The organism is Shewanella sp. Iso12, assembly GCF_012030025.1.
Classification (GTDB): domain Bacteria; phylum Pseudomonadota; class Gammaproteobacteria; order Enterobacterales; family Shewanellaceae; genus Shewanella; species Shewanella algae.
In genome coordinates this window covers 22465-38115 of sequence record NZ_JAAUHW010000006.1, presented here as the reverse complement: position 1 = coordinate 38115, position 15651 = coordinate 22465, and the positions used below count along the sequence as shown (strand labels likewise).

General features: G+C 53.4%; 17 protein-coding genes. 2 read left to right on the top strand and 15 right to left on the bottom strand.

Features of this window, described 5'->3' with window-relative positions; translation table 11 throughout:
* Nucleotides 1–104: 104 nt before the first annotated feature.
* The gene (locus HCX89_RS12155; protein ID WP_052658015.1) at nt 105–2726 is read left to right on the top strand and encodes an ATP-binding protein; all 2622 of its coding nucleotides are present in this window, start codon (nt 105–107) and stop codon (nt 2724–2726) included.
* Nucleotides 2727–2981: 255 nt separating this feature from the next.
* On the opposite strand, the gene HCX89_RS12150 is transcribed toward HCX89_RS12155, so the two are convergent.
* The 4 genes from HCX89_RS12150 to HCX89_RS12135 form a co-directional block, all read right to left on the bottom strand.
* The gene (locus HCX89_RS12150; RefSeq protein WP_025888977.1) at nt 2982–3863 is read right to left on the bottom strand and encodes a RimK/LysX family protein; all 882 of its coding nucleotides are present in this window, start codon (nt 3861–3863) and stop codon (nt 2982–2984) included.
* An 83-nt stretch (nt 3864–3946) separates the two neighbouring features.
* Nucleotides 3947–4312, bottom strand: a complete 366-nt coding sequence (locus HCX89_RS12145; RefSeq protein WP_025009623.1) for an STAS/SEC14 domain-containing protein — start codon at nt 4310–4312, stop codon at nt 3947–3949.
* A gap of 22 nt (nt 4313–4334) precedes the next feature.
* Entirely contained in the window at nt 4335–4688 is a 354-nt protein-coding gene (locus HCX89_RS12140) for a DUF3802 family protein (protein WP_025888976.1), read from the bottom strand.
* Between the two features lie 135 nt (nt 4689–4823).
* On the bottom strand, nt 4824–5399 hold the full coding sequence (locus tag HCX89_RS12135) for a YceI family protein (RefSeq protein WP_025009622.1): 576 nt from the start codon (nt 5397–5399) through the stop codon (nt 4824–4826).
* 271 nt (nt 5400–5670) lie between these two features.
* On the opposite strand from HCX89_RS12135, the gene HCX89_RS12130 reads away from it, so the two are divergent.
* Nucleotides 5671–5886 carry a cold-shock protein gene (locus HCX89_RS12130; protein WP_025009621.1) on the top strand — a complete coding sequence of 72 codons (216 nt, stop codon included), beginning with the start codon at nt 5671–5673 and terminating at the stop codon, nt 5884–5886.
* A gap of 59 nt (nt 5887–5945) precedes the next feature.
* Here HCX89_RS12130 and pdxH read toward each other — a convergent pair whose 3' ends face one another.
* The 11 genes from pdxH to HCX89_RS12080 form a co-directional block, all read right to left on the bottom strand.
* Nucleotides 5946–6584, bottom strand: a complete 639-nt coding sequence (gene pdxH, locus HCX89_RS12125) for a pyridoxamine 5'-phosphate oxidase (RefSeq protein ID WP_028779301.1) — start codon at nt 6582–6584, stop codon at nt 5946–5948.
* A 121-nt stretch (nt 6585–6705) separates the two neighbouring features.
* A complete protein-coding gene (speB, locus tag HCX89_RS12120) occupies nt 6706–7635 on the bottom strand; it encodes an agmatinase (protein ID WP_167716203.1) in 930 nt (309 codons plus the stop codon).
* A 31-nt stretch (nt 7636–7666) separates the two neighbouring features.
* Entirely contained in the window at nt 7667–8596 is a 930-nt protein-coding gene (locus HCX89_RS12115) for an adenosylmethionine decarboxylase (RefSeq protein ID WP_071239000.1), read from the bottom strand.
* Nucleotides 8597–8648: 52 nt separating this feature from the next.
* Nucleotides 8649–10562, bottom strand: coding sequence for a biosynthetic arginine decarboxylase (gene speA / locus HCX89_RS12110; protein ID WP_167716201.1), 1914 nt, complete (start codon nt 10560–10562; stop codon nt 8649–8651).
* 28 nt (nt 10563–10590) lie between these two features.
* Complete coding sequence (gene speE / locus HCX89_RS12105; protein ID WP_028779304.1) at nt 10591–11466, bottom strand: polyamine aminopropyltransferase; 876 nt, start codon at nt 11464–11466, stop codon at nt 10591–10593.
* 107 nt (nt 11467–11573) lie between these two features.
* On the bottom strand, nt 11574–11720 hold the full coding sequence (locus tag HCX89_RS12100) for a hypothetical protein (protein ID WP_093983023.1): 147 nt from the start codon (nt 11718–11720) through the stop codon (nt 11574–11576).
* 224 nt (nt 11721–11944) lie between these two features.
* Nucleotides 11945–12079: a hypothetical protein gene (locus HCX89_RS22995; RefSeq protein WP_302476693.1), complete on the bottom strand. Its 135-nt coding sequence runs from the start codon at nt 12077–12079 to the stop codon at nt 11945–11947.
* Nucleotides 12080–12199: 120 nt separating this feature from the next.
* Nucleotides 12200–12859 (bottom strand): CoA transferase subunit B, encoded by a 660-nt coding sequence (locus HCX89_RS12095; RefSeq protein WP_028779305.1) that lies wholly within the window; start codon nt 12857–12859, stop codon nt 12200–12202.
* A gap of 15 nt (nt 12860–12874) precedes the next feature.
* Nucleotides 12875–13576, bottom strand: coding sequence for a CoA transferase subunit A (locus HCX89_RS12090; RefSeq protein WP_071239002.1), 702 nt, complete (start codon nt 13574–13576; stop codon nt 12875–12877).
* 30 nt (nt 13577–13606) lie between these two features.
* Nucleotides 13607–14377 carry a 3-hydroxybutyrate dehydrogenase gene (locus tag HCX89_RS12085; RefSeq protein WP_167716199.1) on the bottom strand — a complete coding sequence of 257 codons (771 nt, stop codon included), beginning with the start codon at nt 14375–14377 and terminating at the stop codon, nt 13607–13609.
* Nucleotides 14378–14413: 36 nt separating this feature from the next.
* Entirely contained in the window at nt 14414–15646 is a 1233-nt protein-coding gene (locus HCX89_RS12080; RefSeq protein WP_167716197.1) for a homoserine O-acetyltransferase, read from the bottom strand.
* Between the last annotated feature and the right edge of the window lie 5 nt (nt 15647–15651).

The following is a 15651-nucleotide window of genomic DNA, read 5'->3' as shown; positions in this document are numbered from 1 at the left end:
AGCACGAGTGCCCCCACTAACTATTAGGTGCCCTTAGAAAAATGGCGGCTTTTCTCAAGAGGTTGTATTATGTAACAGCTTGAAAAGCTTATTACTGAGGATATATGCAAGGGAACCAGGCAAAGCAACAATCCAACCGATTACCTTGGCTTCCAGGCTGGCTGAAACGCTTGCCGGTCAAGTTTGCCCTCAGTCAGTTACTCATCAGCGCCCTCATTGTCATCAGCACTGTGCTGGTATTGCTCAGCATTCAACGTAACCAGTTGCTCAGTCAACAAAGAGCATTGAACCAAAGCTATGGTCAAGTCGTTACCGCAAGGCTGCAAGAAGTGACCTCACAGATAGAAAGCCTGGTCAGTACCATGGCGAATCTTGGTGCCCTTTACCGCAGCAATGGCACAGCGCTCAAGGCCAGTATCGAGTCGGTGCTGGAATTGGAAACCCAGAAAGAGATGATCACCGGCGGCGGGATCTGGCCTGAACCCCGAGCCTTTGAACCCGGGCGGATCCTCGACAGCCTCTTTTGGTATCGCGACAGCTACGGCAAACTGCAGCAACTCAACAGCTATAACGAGCAGCCACAGCAACGCTACCACAACGAAGACTGGTATAAACCCACCCGCTTTTTTCCGGCCGACAGAACCTTCTGGTCCAGCGCCTATCGCGATCCCTACACGGCTGAAGCCATGGTCACTGCCTCTGTCCCTATCTGGCAGGATCATGAGTTTATCGGTGCCGCCACCGTGGACATCAGCCTTGGCGGCCTTAATCGTTTCTTCAGAGGCGCCCTCAAAGATCTAAGCGGTTATGTGTTTGCCCTCGACTACCGCAATCATCTGCTCGCCTCTCCCTGGGAAGATGAGTTGCTGGACAGCACGCTGGAAAAGCCGCTGAGTCTGGATAATTTTCAACGCCTTGAACGCCTGTTCCCCGAGTTTCAATCTGTTGGTGAAGCACTGCGCAGTGCCGATCAGGTGCTTATTCAGGAGGCCAATCAACATAAGGCCTTCAGCAGTCAACAGCTCAAAAGCCTGATGGGCGAGCGTGATGAAATCGAGGCGGCACTGCTTGCCACCATAATCAACAACTCTGCCAGAGAATGGCCGGCCAATGCCAAGCTGCTGCTGACCCAAGAGCTGACCCGGGATCCCTTGCTCAACGAGCCGGCGCTGGTTTCGGTATTTTTGATGCCCAAGACCTACTGGAAAATAGTGATAGTCACACCGCTGTCATCCCTCAAAGAGGACGCGACATTGATTGCCGGCAAAGTCGGCATCTACCTGGTGGCGATCCAGTTGCTGGCACTGCTGCTGTTATTTCTGGTGCAGCACAGATTGTTTATCAAACCTATCAGCCGCATGGTGGCAGCGCTCAGGGAAAACAATCCTGCCCGGCTGGAGTTGGATGCCAGAGACAGAGAAGATGAACTGGGGATGCTGGCCGGCAGTTTTATCTCCCGCACCCGTCAGTTGGAAACGGCGATGGCCAGCCTGGATGCCAGTAACCTGGCGCTGGAGCAGCAACTGGAGGTGCAACATAACGCCCAACAAATTCTCAAAACACGTACCGAGCAGCTCAATGCATTGATGAATCATTCACAGAACATCATCTACATCAAAGATTTAACCGGGCAATATACGCTGGTCAACGACAAGTATTGCGAAATTACCGCCCACGAACGGGCGCAGTTTATCGGTGCGGATGACAATCAGGTCTTCCCTCTCGGCCTGGCACAAATTTACCAAGCCAACGATCAAAGGGTGATCAGTAACCAAAGCCCCTTCTGCTCCGAAGAACCCATTGCCACCCCTCTGGGGGATGTCCTGTATCAGGTAACCCGCTTCCCCATCCGCGACGAATTTGGCGAACTGTGTGGCATAGGGGCAATTGCATTCGATCTTTCCAGTCACAAACGCCAGGAACAGCAGTTGGGGCAAGCCCTGGAGTTACAGGCCGATATCAATAAACGCAACAGCCGTACCCTGCAACAACAGCAGCAACAGATAGCTCAATTGGAAGGTCAATTACAGCAGGCACAAAGCAAGTCTCAGTTGCTCAGTCTCAGCAGCACCTTGATGAAAGAGCAGGAGCTGCAGCTGCCAAGACTACTTGCCCAGCTGGTTGCTGACTTGTCTGCCGACTTCGATCAGCTCGGCGCGAGCTTGTTTGAAACCGAAAGCACCGAAGTTTTGAATCAATCCAAGGAACTTATTCTGCTTGGCTCCGCCAGATTGCGTCACCTGTTGGCGCTGGTCAATTATCCACAGACAGAGGTCAAGACGCTTCATTTCGATGAATTCGTGATTCACCTGCAGGCTCTGATGGCGCCGCAGTTTGCCGCCGCAAACGTTGAAATGAAATTGGCGATTGCGGACAAGCTGTTGCCTGGTGCCAAACCCTGGCAGCTTTTATTGCTATTCTACCCTTTGCTGAGCAATATCCTGCATCATGCATTTACCCATCAATCTGCCAATGCCCTGATAACTATTAAGGCGGACAAGCTGGACGAGCGCCATCTGGAGGTTACAGTAACAGACAATGGCAGCGGAATAAGTCAGGAGATGCTGGCCCGTATTGAACAGTCCGCTTCACAAAGCGGAACCGGTACTCTGTCACGGTTACAGAGCTATGTGAGGCTGAAACTGCTTGGAGAAATGACCATCAGCTCCCAAGAGGGAGACGGCTGCTGCGTCCGCCTGCTGCTGCCGCTTGAGTCCATTGAGTAGCTTAACCCGGCTCCCCCTGAGGCGAGAGAAGACTCAAGCACTGGACTTATCAAACCTTTGCAAAACTCTTTCAGCTAGACAATTTCACATGGGCCGGGATTTCAACATAACCCAAGTCTAAACAATGAGAAGCAAAGGGCTGCCATTCCATGCCATTGAAAAACATCACTATAATATTAATGAGTTTCACCTCTGAATGACAAAAGCCGCCATAATAGGCGGCTTTCCCGGGGTATGGTTAGAAGCGCTTAGCTGTCAGTCGCTTTCTTTCAGGCTGACATCCACCAGATAGTGACCCTGCAGCCAGTTTCGGCCAATCAACAGTTTATGGGTCATCTTGCTTCTGTCTTTAAGGTTAACCTTGACCGGATACTCTCTTCCCGGCTCGCCAATGTTGAGTTCCACCATATAACGAATTTCACTGCCTTGGGCATTACGGATAAGCGAGGTATTGGTGATCATGGCATGCAGGCGTTGCTTTTCGCCCTTTTCGTTTTCTGTGGTGAAGCTCAGCTGCTTACCGATATTCTTTTCCATATCCTCATCGCCGTTTTCCACTTTCAGATCCGTAGCATGCAGTGAATTTTCCACCGCGCCGGTATCTATACGGGTTTGGAAAATCAGTCCTGATTCCCGCACACTGATGGGAGCGACCGGCCCTATGATGCGCTTTTCAGCCACATCGACCAGAAAGTCATCGGACAGCCAGTTGCGGCCGATAAGCAGTTTATAATCCATGTGGCTGCGGTCTCTGAGATTAACCTTGACCTTACGTTTGTGATCGCCAAACGCGACGTTCAACTCCACCATGTAACGCGTCTCTCGTCCCTGAGAGTTACTGACAGTAGATGTCTTGACGATTTTGGCCTTGAGCTGCTTTTTCTCACCACGTTCGTTTTCTGTGGTAAAGCTGAGCATTTTGCCCACGTTATCCTGCATCTTCTTGGCACTGCCGCCAATGACCTTGAGATCCATCGCATGCATGGAGGTGTTGGCCGCCCCAGTATCGATACGGGCCTCAAAACTGAGCCCGGCTTCGGCGACCGTCATAATTTCAGTCTGACCTATGACTGTTTTTTCCTGGGCAAACACTGATGTCGAAAGCAACATAAAACAAAGACCAAGTTTTTTAAGCATAGGACTATTCCATTCATTTCACTTAACAAGATGAAAATCCGGCTGAAATGCCGGAACTTACAGATAAGACAGATGTTAACGCTTCAGGTTCCCGAGAGCCAGGCTCGGCCCTTGGCCATTTCCGCTCTGGGAAACACGGCCACCGGGCAAGGGAGCATCAGCGCCAAGGTTTGAGCCATGCCCTCGATGGCGGGGCTATCGGTGATCACAGCTATACGGGAAAAGTCCTGCAGATGAAACAGTCCAAGGCAGGCATCATCCCACACCGCTTGCAAAGAGATGCCCTCGAAGTCAGCTCCGTATTCATACCAGAGTTTAATGAGCACATGTTCCCTGAGTTTGGACTCGACCGCCGGCAGCAAAACAGCATCGTAATCATCACCGCTGATCACACCGCTGGCGCGAACTGCCACTGTATTGTCATCAAACCCGGAAAGCAGTGTCAGCATTGAGCGCCTCCACCTGTGTGCGTTATTGAGACAGGAGCTTGGCGATTTCCTGATCAAACAGATTCTTGATCAAACCGGCAAACTCGCTGATAAACAAGGTTTGCTTTGCCGTAGCCTTATGATTGGCCACCTTGGCCAGGATCTCTTCCAAATCGTACACTATGGCATCTATCTCACGGATAACAGTGTTACGCTGGGCAAAGGACAGTTGCGGATTCTGGCCACAGACCATAATAATCTGCGCCGACAGCTGCTCTTCAAACTGTTCCATGACGCTGCTGTCGCCCAAAGATTCCCCTTCGGGAGTCTCAAACAATCCAAGGTGTTCGGTCAGGAATTGTATGAGGTGCATATAGCCGTCTTTGTCTGTAACCATCTTTCTTCCCGCGTGCAACGTCTCAGGCCAACCCATAAGGGGCAAACTTCCGAACGCCGCCAACGCGGCGATCAGAGAGTCACATTATGAAACAAAATCCGCCTTGAGTCTTGCCTCAAATCAAGCCGTCGTTTGTTACTTGTTTAATCTTAGAACAAAAGAGACAGGAACAGCCTTACTGATGCTGGATAGACCGGCAATTTCACGTAATTTTTCAACCCCATCGGTCAAACCAAACTCTTCGGCGTTCACTATGACGGCTTTTTGCGAGGTTACCAAGAGGCTCGACTCACCGAGTCTGGCCACCACCACACCAAAGCGCTTGTTCTGACTCTTGCCATGCAGCGACAACACGCCATCAATCTCAGTGGTCAGCAACTCGCCGGGTTTGAGCTTGTCCAATAGATCCGCAGGCACTTGCGCTGTCAGCGTCAGGCTAGGAAAGTTAGCCACCTCAAACAACATGGTTTGCATCCGCTTGTCGCGGATTTCAATGCCGGTATTAACGCCGTTGAGCGGGATCTCCAACTTGAATTCGCCACTCTCGGCAAGTGTGCCACTCACCTGGTTGAACTCATGTACCTCGGCGATATCACCTTTCTTGACCGACACAAAGCTAACCTTGGAGTCGGCATTGTCCAACTGCCAGTCAGCCGCCAGGGCCAGGTTACTGAAGGCGCCGAGCGCCAGCAAGGGGATCCATTTCTGCATATTCTTGTTCCTTGTAGGGTGTGAATTGAACTGCGCCCGATTTCACCCGGGTAAAAGCAAGCGCTTTTTGTAGATTACTCATTACTAAAGCATATTGTTCACTTCAAGAAAACCTTTGCCGCTATTGAGTGAACTTTTGCTCACGGACCACCACGGCCGCCTGCAACCATTTCTCTCAGCGTCACCAGACTGTCAAGCCAATGAAACAAAACCCTTTTATTCTACAAACGCTAATACAGACCAGCAGCCAAGATTAGGTAACGAGGAAACTATGTCAGAGCAACAAGTGACAGGAACCGTTAAATGGTTCAACGATGAAAAGGGCTTTGGTTTTCTAACCCAGGAAAACGCCGCCGATGTGTTCGTCCACTACCGCGCCATTCAAGGCAGCGGCCGCCGCACCCTGAAAGAGGGTGAGAAGGTCAGCTTCAGCGTGACTGAAGGCCAAAAGGGGCTGCAGGCAGAAAACGTAGTGCGGTTAAAATAGCTGACGGGTAAAAGTAAAGGGACGGCAGATGCCGTCCCTCTTGTTATGCCATAGCGCCATCAAGGTGCAAGGCGATTGATCTCCCATCCGTCATCTGTGCGGCTGTAGAGGAATCTGTCATGCAGCCTGTGCTCACCGCCCTGCCAGAATTCCACACTGGAAGGCACTATGCGGTAGCCGCCCCAAAACTTGGGCAAGGGGACTTCGCCCTTGGCAAACTTGGCCTTCATCTCGGCAAACTTACTCTCAAGTGCCTGACGGGCGCTAAGCTTGCTCGACTGTTTCGAGACCCAGGCCGCTATCTGGCTGTCTTTCGGACGGCTGACAAAGTACTTGAATACCTCTGTAGCAGACAGGGCTTCGGCTACCCCTGTCACGGCCACCTGGCGCTCCAGCGGATGCCAGGGGAACAGTAAACTGACCTTGGCGTTGACGGCAATCTGCTGCGCCTTACGGCTTTCCAGATTGGTAAAGAATACAAAACCCTGCTGATCAAAACGCTTCAGCAAGACTATCCGCTGAAACGGTTGCCCGGTTTCGTCCACTGTGGCCACCACCATGGCGGTAGGGTCCGTCAAAGGTGCATCCTTGGCCTGCGCCATCCAGCGCTCAAACTGCGCCATGGGCTCGGCGGCCAGATCGGCGCGCCTGAGGCCGCCCTGGGTGTATTCGCGGCGAATATCACTCAAATCTGTCATTGTCTATCCTTGTCCCTGAGCCGGGCGCAGTGCCCCAGCGAAACGGAACCCCCAGCCTAGCTAGGGGGGCTCTATACAAGAAGGAAAGCCAACGACAAGCGTTGGCTTAACGTGAAGCTGCTTACTTGACTTTGCCCTGCCCCAGCGCCCAGACATGCAGCATTTCCAGGCCCAGCGTCGCGCCCGCCAGCGCGGTAATGTCGGCGCTATCGTAAGCAGGTGCCACTTCAACCACATCCATACCCACTATGTTGAGGCCCTTGAGACCACGGATAATCTTCAGCGCCTTGTCGCTGGTGAGACCGCCGCATACCGGAGTACCGGTTCCCGGCGCGAAGGCAGGATCCAGGCAATCGATATCGAAAGTCACATACAAAGGCATATCGCCAACCCGCGCCTTGATCTGCGCCACGATTTCATCGGCGGTCATATCATTGGCCATGGCGGCGTCAATCACCTGAAAACCGTGGCCTTCTTTGGTGTATTCGGTGCGGATCCCCACCTGCACAGAATGAGCCGGATCGATTAAGCCTTCGTTGGGGGCATGATAGAACATGGTGCCATGGTCAAACTTGCTGCCCTGACTGTAGGTGTCGGTGTGAGCATCGAAGTGCAGCAGCGCCATCTTGCCAAACTGTTTGTGGTGCGCGCGCAGCAGCGGCAGGGTCACAAAGTGATCGCCACCAAAGCTCAGCAGTGTCTTGCCGGAGGCCAGAACTTTGCTGGCAAAGTTTTCGGTGCGCTCGGTAAAGTCAGCGGCATCACCACAGTTGAATACCAGATCGCCGGCATCCACTATCTTGATATATTCGCTGAGGCTGAAATCCCAAGGCCAACGCTTCTCTTCCCAGGCCAAATTGGTCGAGGCATTGCGGATAGCTCCGGGCCCCATACGGCCACCGCTGCGACCGGTAACGGCCATATCGAAAGGCAAACCTATTACCACCACATCCGCATCGCTTTCTAGCGGTTTGAAATCCAGTGGCTGACGCAAATAACCAAACGCATTTGAATAAAGCGAGTAATCAGGTTTATCTGCTAAAGTGGTCATAAATACTCCAAAACTTGGCTAATGCCGATATTTACATGGACTCAGGGATCAGCACTTCATGGCACATCTGCTGATAGTGACTGAAGCCAACATTATAACCCTGCTCCAGGGACAAAGAGCAACTTCCCAGACATAAATGTTCAGGGTAACCACGGGTGTCCAACTGGGCGTTGAAGCCGATGACATCCCAGCTGCCGGGATTGAGAATGGCCAGCAAACGGGCGAAGATATCTATCGGTTGTGCGGCGAGATCCAGATTGGTCTCGAAGCTGACATAAGAGCTGCTTTCCTGGGGCGTAATATGAATAGTCATATACTCTTTGTCGCGAATGCCGTTGATGGAATAACCAAAGGGCTCAAACAGGAAGTCATCAAACTGGAATCCGGGCAGCATCTCTTCCAGTGCCAGCAATTGGCGAACCCCGGCGCAGCTTTGATTATCGGAGCGCAGATAGTCGGCCGCCTCACCGCGAATGTGATACATCAACAGCTCACTGGTGGCATCACCGCTCTCGGCGCTGAAGGCCTTGTCACTGCAAAACAGGTAATGGTGATGGGAATCCAGATGACCGATACGGTACGCCACACCGGACAATTTCTCTCTCAGTGCCTGTAAGTCCTGCTCAAAAGAGCTGGCCTGCAGGTGCGACAGATATTCGTTTTTGCGCTGAAAAGTCGCAAAGGCTATCGCCTCTTCGCCGAGGGAGTCGATAAAATGCAGGGTCGAGCGCGCCAGTGTGGTGGTACCACAGGTCAACATTAAAAACCTGTCGTCCCAAACAAACAGACTCGACTCGCTGAGCAGATAGGCATCGCAATAATCATTGCTGACGGAAGAGAGGATTTCTGCATTGGCCTTGGCCACCATCTCTTCCCAGAAGGGCTTTCCCAGTGAGCGCAGCGAAGGCGTAGCCGGCGTCACTATCACTTCAATTTTTTTTTCTGAACCTTCAAAAAACATCTTTTATCTCTACTTGTTGCAGGCCCCGAAGGGCCTGCTGAATGCACCGACCTTATGAAAAATCTTCCAGATAGGTATAACCCTTAAGACCCAATTGCAGCTCTTCAAGGATCGAGGTGCGTTCGTCTTCGGCAATATGCTGATTCACCAGCTCTTCGTAGGTGCGCATAAAGGATACGGCATCCAAGTTCACATAGCGCAGCACATCGGCCACAGTGTCACCGGACAGCACAGACTCTATGTTGGCCAGGCCGCTTTCATCGAGACGCACCACAGCCGAGTTGGTATCACCGAACAGGTTGTGCATGTCACCGAGGATCTCCTGATAAGCCCCCACCAGGAAGAAACCGATAAGATACGGGCTCTCGGCACTCCAGGCAGGAACCGGCAGTGTGGTTTCAATCCCCTGCCCGTCCACATACTGATCCACCATGCCGTCCGAGTCACAGGTGATATCCAGCATCACGGCGCGGCGCTCTGGCGCGGTATCCAGCCCGGTCAGCGGCAACACAGGGAACACCTGATCTATACCCCAGGCATCCGGCAGCGATTGGAACAGCGAGAAGTTAACGAAGAACTTATCGGCCAGTTTCTCATTGAGTTCATCAATGATGGGTCTGTGATAACGGTTCTTGTTGTTCATCAAGCCCTGCAGCTCGTGACAGACACGCAGGTTGGTCTGCTCCGCCCAGGCGCGCTCTTCCAGGCTAAGTTGCCCAAGAGCAAACAGAGCGTGAGCTTCGGCCAGATCCGATTGGGTATCGTGGAAAATCTCAATCAGGGCGCGGGAATCGGCGCGGCCGCGGATATCGCTCCAGGACTGCCACATGTTGTGCAGCAGCTGTGGGGCATCCTCTGCCGGTGGCTGGATATTCTCAGGGGAATAGGCCTCGGTACCGATAACATCCGTGATAAGTACGGCGTGGTGCGCCGTCAGGAAGCGGCCGGACTCAGAGATAATCCTCGGCACCGGCTGCTCATACTCGGCGCAGACATCACTCAGAGCGCTGACGATATTGTTGGCGTACTCGCTCAGGCCATAGTTCATAGAGTTGTTGCTTTGGCTGCGGGTACCGTCATAGTCCACCGCCAGGCCGCCGCCCACGTCGAAACAGTTGACCTTGGCACCCAGTTTTCTCAGCTCACAGTAGAAGCGCGCCGCTTCACCCACACCATGGCGAATATCGCGGATATTGGCAATTTGCGAACCCAGGTGAAAGTGCAGCAACTGCAGCGAATCCAGCATGTCGGCACTCTTGAGCTCGCTGACCACCCGCAGCACCTGCGCAGCAGAAAGACCAAACTTGGACTTTTCACCGCCACTGGCCTGCCACTTGCCCTTGCCCTGGAACGCCAGGCGTGCGCGCAGACCCAGACGCGGAGTAACCCCAAGCTCGCGGGATTCCTGCAGCACCATCTTAAGCTCGGACATCTTCTCCAGCACTATGTAGACCTTGTGGCCCAGCTTTTCGCCTATCAGTGCCAGGCGGATATATTCTTTATCCTTGTAGCCGTTACAGACTATGACTGAGCTGGCCTTTTGTGCCATGGCCAGTACCGCCATCAGCTCAGGCTTACTGCCAGCTTCAAGCCCTAGTTGCGGTGCTTCTTTGCTGACCTGGCTGGCGAGGATTTCCTCAACCACCGTCTGCTGCTGGTTCACCTTGATGGGATAAACCAACAGATAGTCCTCGCTGTACTCGTACTTTTGAATCGCCTGATTAAAGGCCTGGCACAGGCTATCGACCCTGTGGTGCAAAATCTGCGGGAAACGGACCAGCACAGGCAGGTTAACACCGGCCTTCACCATATCTTTGGCCAGTTCGTTCAGGCCGATTTTGCTGTCCGGATTCAAAGGATCCGGTGACACTGTCACCTCACCCTGATCGCTGATCCCGTAAAATCCCTGGCTCCAGTATGCGACGTTGTAGCCGACGCGGGCATCGTCAATAGACCAATCACTCATGTTCGTTAGCCTGTTATCAAAAAATGGGTTATGCGGTAACCGTCATCGCTGACGCGACCGCCTGTTCGACAAACGCCGGCAGCGCAAAGCTTGCCTGATGGATAGCCGGCGTGTAATAACGGGTGGTAATACCGGCCCGTTCAAAACGCTCTTCGAGAGTCGCCAGGCTATGCTGACGCGCCTCAAGATCATCGGTTGCCCAGGCAAAGGCCATGCTGCCACCCACATAGGTAGGCACGGCCGCCATATAGAACCGACACTCTTTCACATAAGAGCTCATGCGTCTGACGGTATTTTGCACTTCATCCAGCTGCATAAAAGGCACGCCGTTCTGAGCGACAAAAATCCCATTTTCATTGAGACAACGCTTACAGCCCTCGTAAAAGTCGGAACTGAACAGCACTTCTCCCGGACCAAGGGGATCTGTGCAGTCAGAGATAATCACATCAAATTTTTGCTGTGATTGCCTAACATAATCCATCCCGTCGCTGATCACCAAGTTGACTCTGGGGTCATCATAGGCACCTTGGGAATGGTTTGGAAAATAGCTTTTACACATTTCCACCACGGCGGCATCAATCTCCACCATGGTAATGGATTCAATCTGTTTATGTTTGACCACTTCCCGCAGCATGCCGCCGTCACCGCCGCCTATGATAAGCACCCGCTTGACATCGCCGTGGGCCAGAATAGGCACATGGGTCAACATTTCGTGATAGACAAACTCATCTTTCTCTGTGGTCTGGATGGCGCCATTGAGCGCCATGACCCGTCCCATAGCGGCATTTTCAAAAATGCTCAGGTGCCACTGTTCGGTCTTTTGCTCGAACAGCACCTTTTCCACCTCAAAATACTGCCCGTATGCCGGATGCAGTGTCTCGTAGTAAATATTCTTGGCTTGCATTTAACCTAAAACTCTTGGTGTTGAATGTAAGGGTGGACAAATAACCCGTCCTCGGCGATTCGAAAATGAATGCCGAGTGAATGTATCGTCGTAGATGGACGACGGGCTCAGTTGGGACTATTGGCCTGTTCGCGACCGGAATTGATGCGGATTAACGTGAGATGTTTCAAGCCGGTATTGTCATAGCTGACAATGGTTGAAAACCTGTGTTGTGGCACTTGGCGAACCAGTGCGGCAAATGAATGGCTGTGCATTAGCTAAAACCCTCTTAACCCCGTGTAAATGGTGCTTTGTTCATTTACACGGTTAATGACTCGTGAACCATAATAACCCTGTTACTCACGTTTGCCTGTCAGGACTGAATGTACCTTCAAAACGGCGCAATTAAACCTTGCTGTGCACCATAATGCAAGCACGAATCACAGTTTATCCAAGGCTTTGAAATATAAACTACAGTTGCTATGTTCACCTATGCCATTTAAACGGCTTTTTTTCGATTTATATCAATAGATTGAGCCATGAAAGCCGATTTCATCTGTTCAAGATTTTTTAAATACTCAGGCTCCCTATTTTGATCGCCAGATACCGCTTCGGGCACTGATGTTTGCTTCAATGCCGCTCCCTTGGGGAATTTGAGGGTGAAAACTCACCCTCAAACAAAGTTTTGTTATCGTGAAGCCTGGCGATTCAAGCAAAAATCGCAGCAGCTAAAAACGCCACCCAATTTAGCGAATTAATCAAAGGTCATTTCCGGCACAGACTCGCCACAATGCAGTCTGCCCGCCGTCTTGGCGCGGATCTCCTCAACAGTCACCCCCGGCGCGCGCTCCAGTAGATGAAAACCGCCGTCACGGATCTCCAGCAGTGCCAAGTCCGTCAGCACCCGCTTGATACAGTTAACCCCGGTCAGCGGCAACGTGCAGCGCTCAAGCAACTTGGACTCCCCCTGTTTGCTGCAGTGCATCATGGTACATATGATGTTGGCCGCGCCAGCCACCAGATCCATGGCGCCGCCCATCCCTTTGACCATCTTGCCCGGGATCATCCAACTGGCAATATTGCCCTGTTGATCCACCTCCATCGCCCCCAATACAGTGAGATCCACATGCCCACCCCTTATCATGGCAAAGCTCAGGGCCGAGTCGAAAATCGCCGCGCCTTTGACCGCAGTGACTGTCTCCTTACCGGCATTGATCATGTCGGCATCTATCTTTTCCTCCAGCGGAAACGGACCCATTCCCAACAGACCATTTTCCGAGTGCAGCATCACCTCTATCCCGGGTGGCAGGTAGTTGGCTACCAGAGTGGGAATGCCTATGCCCAGATTGACATAATCACCGTCACGGATCTCTCTGGCGACCCGCATAGCCATCTGTTCGCGACTCAACGCCATAATGCTGTTCTCCTGTTAGCTGGGTCGAAAGGTGCGCTTTTCGATGCGTTTTTCAAACTGTCCCTGCACCAGGCGATCGACAAAAATTCCCGGTGTATGAATTTGTGATGGCGGCAGGCTGCCGGGCTCGACTATCTCTTCGGCCTCTACCACGGTTATCTTGCCCGCCATCGCTGCCAAGGGGTTGAAGTTCATCGCGGTGTGGCGATAGATGCAGTTGCCCTGCCAATCGGCCTTCCAGGCACGAACCAGAGCAAAGTCGGCGACTATGCCGCGCTCCAGCAGATACTCCCGGCCTTCGAAATGTTCACTGGGTTTGCCCTCGGCCACCGGAGTACCGACTCCCGTGGCCGTGTAAAACGCCGGGATCCCGGCGCCGCCGGCGCGGATCCGCTCGGCCAGAGTGCCCTGAGGCACCAGCTCCACCTCCAGCTCACCACTCATCATCAATTGCTCAAACAGGGCATTTTCACCCACGTATGACGCCACCATCTTGCGAATTTGGCGGTTTTGCAGCAAGAGCCCAAGACCGAAGTCGTCGACGCCACAGTTGTTGGACACCAACTCCAGATCACGCACCTCTCTGCGCACCAACTCGGCTATCAAGCCCTCGGGAATGCCACAAAGGCCAAAGCCTCCGGCAATGATCCGCATCTCATGGGTTATCCCCTCCAATGCCTGTTCATGACTGGCAACCCTTTTATCCAACCCGGCCATAGTGATTCTCCTGTGTCAGCCTCTCTTGCCTTATTGCGCGGTCCAGCCACCGTCCAGCACCAGCGTCTGGGCGGTAATATTGCGCGCCGCCGGCGCCATCAAAAACGCTACCGAATGCACGATTTCATCGACGCCGATAAACGCCTTCTTCGGCATGGGGGACAGCATGATGTTGTCGATAACCTCTTGCTCGCTCATGCCGTGCTCCCTTGCCTGAGACGCTATCTGCGCCTCCACCAGCGGTGTTTTCACATAAGCCGGGCAGATAGTGTTGACGGTAATATCCCAGTCGGCGTTTTCCAGTGCCACGACCTTGCTCAGCCCCAGCAAACCGTGTTTGGCGGCCACATAGGCCGACTTGTACCTGGATGCCACCAGTGCATGGATAGAGCCGATATTGATGATGCGGCCAAAGTTACGCTCCCGCATTCCCGGCAGCAATGCCTTGCAAAGCATCGCCGGGCCGGTGAGCATCACCTGTTGCAGCAGTTGCCACTTCTCGGCCGGAAAGGCATCGAGGCGCGCCACATGCTGCAGTCCGGCATTGTTGATGAGCACATCCACTTCAATGTCAGCCAGTTGCTCGGTCAGCGCTTCGATGGCCCGGGGGTCGGCGACATTGAGCCCAAGGCCCAAGCTGTTGCCGCCGGCTTGATTGAGCGTGTTGGCGGCCAGTATCGCCCGCTCAGGGTCAAGATCGCTCAGCAATATCCTGTGGCCAAAGGCCGCCAGCTCAGTGGCAATCGCCAGGCCGATACCGCTGGCCGCGCCGGTGATCAATACGGTTTTAGGGTCTTTCATACAGGCTCCTTAAATTACGCCCTGCGGCGGCGTGACTCAGTCCGCCAGAAATGTACGGATTTCATCACTCTTGCTCTGAATGGAGAACAAGCCATCGAGATGCCCCCAGGGGCCTTTAATTTCACTTATCTCTACCTCTTTACCCAGTTCCTTCAGGGTGGCGGCCATCTGCCTCACTCTCTGGGGGCGCAGCAGCAGATCGCCACTGGCGGGCAGCAACAGGCTCTTGGCCTTTATCTTGGCCAAGGCGAGTTTCAGCTCGCCCCCTTGCCAATCGGCACTGAACAGTTGTGAAGCCCGTACCAGATACAGTACATGGTTGGCATCCTGCAATGCCGCCCTGGCCCCGGCGCGCTGTTGCAAGATCTGGCTGATTTGCGGCAGCGTGCGAATATCCGCCAGCGCGCCTTTGTCGGCCACAGTGAAATCCTTGAAGCTGGCCAGATAAGCCTCCGGCGCCATTGCATCCTGGGTGATATTGAGCAGCGCCGCGGTTAGCCCTGCCACCGGGGGCGTCTTGCCGTAGTAGTCGCCGCCGCGCCAGTTGGGATCCAACCGGATAGGCAGGGCCCATTTTTCCAGCGCCGGTACGCTCCAGGCATCCATGCTGTCGGCGCCGATAACATGAATGAGCCGCTCGACTCTGTCCGGGTAACTCACCGCCCAATCGAGCGCCTGAAATGACCCCATGGAGGCACCCATCACCGCATGGAGTTTTTCAATGCCGAGACTCTCCAGCAGCAAGCGCTGCACCTCGACGAAGTCGTGAATGGTCACCACGGGGAAATCCAATCCCCAGGGTTTGCCGGTTTCAGGGTTGATACTGGCAGGCCCTGTGGTGATGGTATGACCGTCGTGCACATTGGCGTTGACCAGAGTGTCGGCGCTGACAACAAAGAAGCGGTTGGTATCTATCGCCTTGCCCGGCCCTATGATGGCGTCCCAATAGCCACTCTGGGGATCAGACTCGGCGTACTTGCCGGCAGCGTGGGAATTACCGGAAAAGAAATGAGTGATCAGTATGACATTGTCCTTGGCCGCATTGAGACTGCCGTAGCTTTCCCAGCCGACGGTCACACTGGGCAACACTTTGCCCGATAATGTGCGAAACTCAGTGGTGGTAAACGACTTTTTCTCCACCAGCATAGTCTGGGCAGGCGCTTCCAAGGACGAAGCCGCCGTAGCAGAAACGGACTCGGCCGAAGCCGGAGCACTGGCTTGGGCAACCCCAAGCAGCGCCGCAAACATGCAGGATGCAAATAACTTCATATTCA

Excerpts from the sequence above, each read along its gene's own strand:
- HCX89_RS12155 (WP_052658015.1), top strand. The coding sequence starts at position 105 with ATGCAAGGGAACCAGGCAAAGCAACAATCCAACCGATTACCTTGGCTT.
- HCX89_RS12150 (WP_025888977.1), bottom strand. The coding sequence starts at position 3,863 with ATGCTTAAAAAACTTGGTCTTTGTTTTATGTTGCTTTCGACATCAGTG.
- HCX89_RS12145 (WP_025009623.1), bottom strand. The coding sequence starts at position 4,312 with ATGCTGACACTGCTTTCCGGGTTTGATGACAATACAGTGGCAGTTCGC.
- HCX89_RS12140 (WP_025888976.1), bottom strand. The coding sequence starts at position 4,688 with ATGGTTACAGACAAAGACGGCTATATGCACCTCATACAATTCCTGACC.
- HCX89_RS12135 (WP_025009622.1), bottom strand. The coding sequence starts at position 5,399 with ATGCAGAAATGGATCCCCTTGCTGGCGCTCGGCGCCTTCAGTAACCTG.
- HCX89_RS12130 (WP_025009621.1), top strand. The coding sequence starts at position 5,671 with ATGTCAGAGCAACAAGTGACAGGAACCGTTAAATGGTTCAACGATGAA.
- pdxH (WP_028779301.1), bottom strand. The coding sequence starts at position 6,584 with ATGACAGATTTGAGTGATATTCGCCGCGAATACACCCAGGGCGGCCTC.
- speB (WP_167716203.1), bottom strand. The coding sequence starts at position 7,635 with ATGACCACTTTAGCAGATAAACCTGATTACTCGCTTTATTCAAATGCG.
- HCX89_RS12115 (WP_071239000.1), bottom strand. The coding sequence starts at position 8,596 with ATGTTTTTTGAAGGTTCAGAAAAAAAAATTGAAGTGATAGTGACGCCG.
- speA (WP_167716201.1), bottom strand. The coding sequence starts at position 10,562 with ATGAGTGATTGGTCTATTGACGATGCCCGCGTCGGCTACAACGTCGCA.
- speE (WP_028779304.1), bottom strand. The coding sequence starts at position 11,466 with ATGCAAGCCAAGAATATTTACTACGAGACACTGCATCCGGCATACGGG.
- HCX89_RS12100 (WP_093983023.1), bottom strand. The coding sequence starts at position 11,720 with ATGCACAGCCATTCATTTGCCGCACTGGTTCGCCAAGTGCCACAACAC.
- HCX89_RS12095 (WP_028779305.1), bottom strand. The coding sequence starts at position 12,859 with ATGGCGTTGAGTCGCGAACAGATGGCTATGCGGGTCGCCAGAGAGATC.
- HCX89_RS12090 (WP_071239002.1), bottom strand. The coding sequence starts at position 13,576 with ATGGCCGGGTTGGATAAAAGGGTTGCCAGTCATGAACAGGCATTGGAG.
- HCX89_RS12085 (WP_167716199.1), bottom strand. The coding sequence starts at position 14,377 with ATGAAAGACCCTAAAACCGTATTGATCACCGGCGCGGCCAGCGGTATC.
- HCX89_RS12080 (WP_167716197.1), bottom strand. The coding sequence starts at position 15,646 with ATGAAGTTATTTGCATCCTGCATGTTTGCGGCGCTGCTTGGGGTTGCC.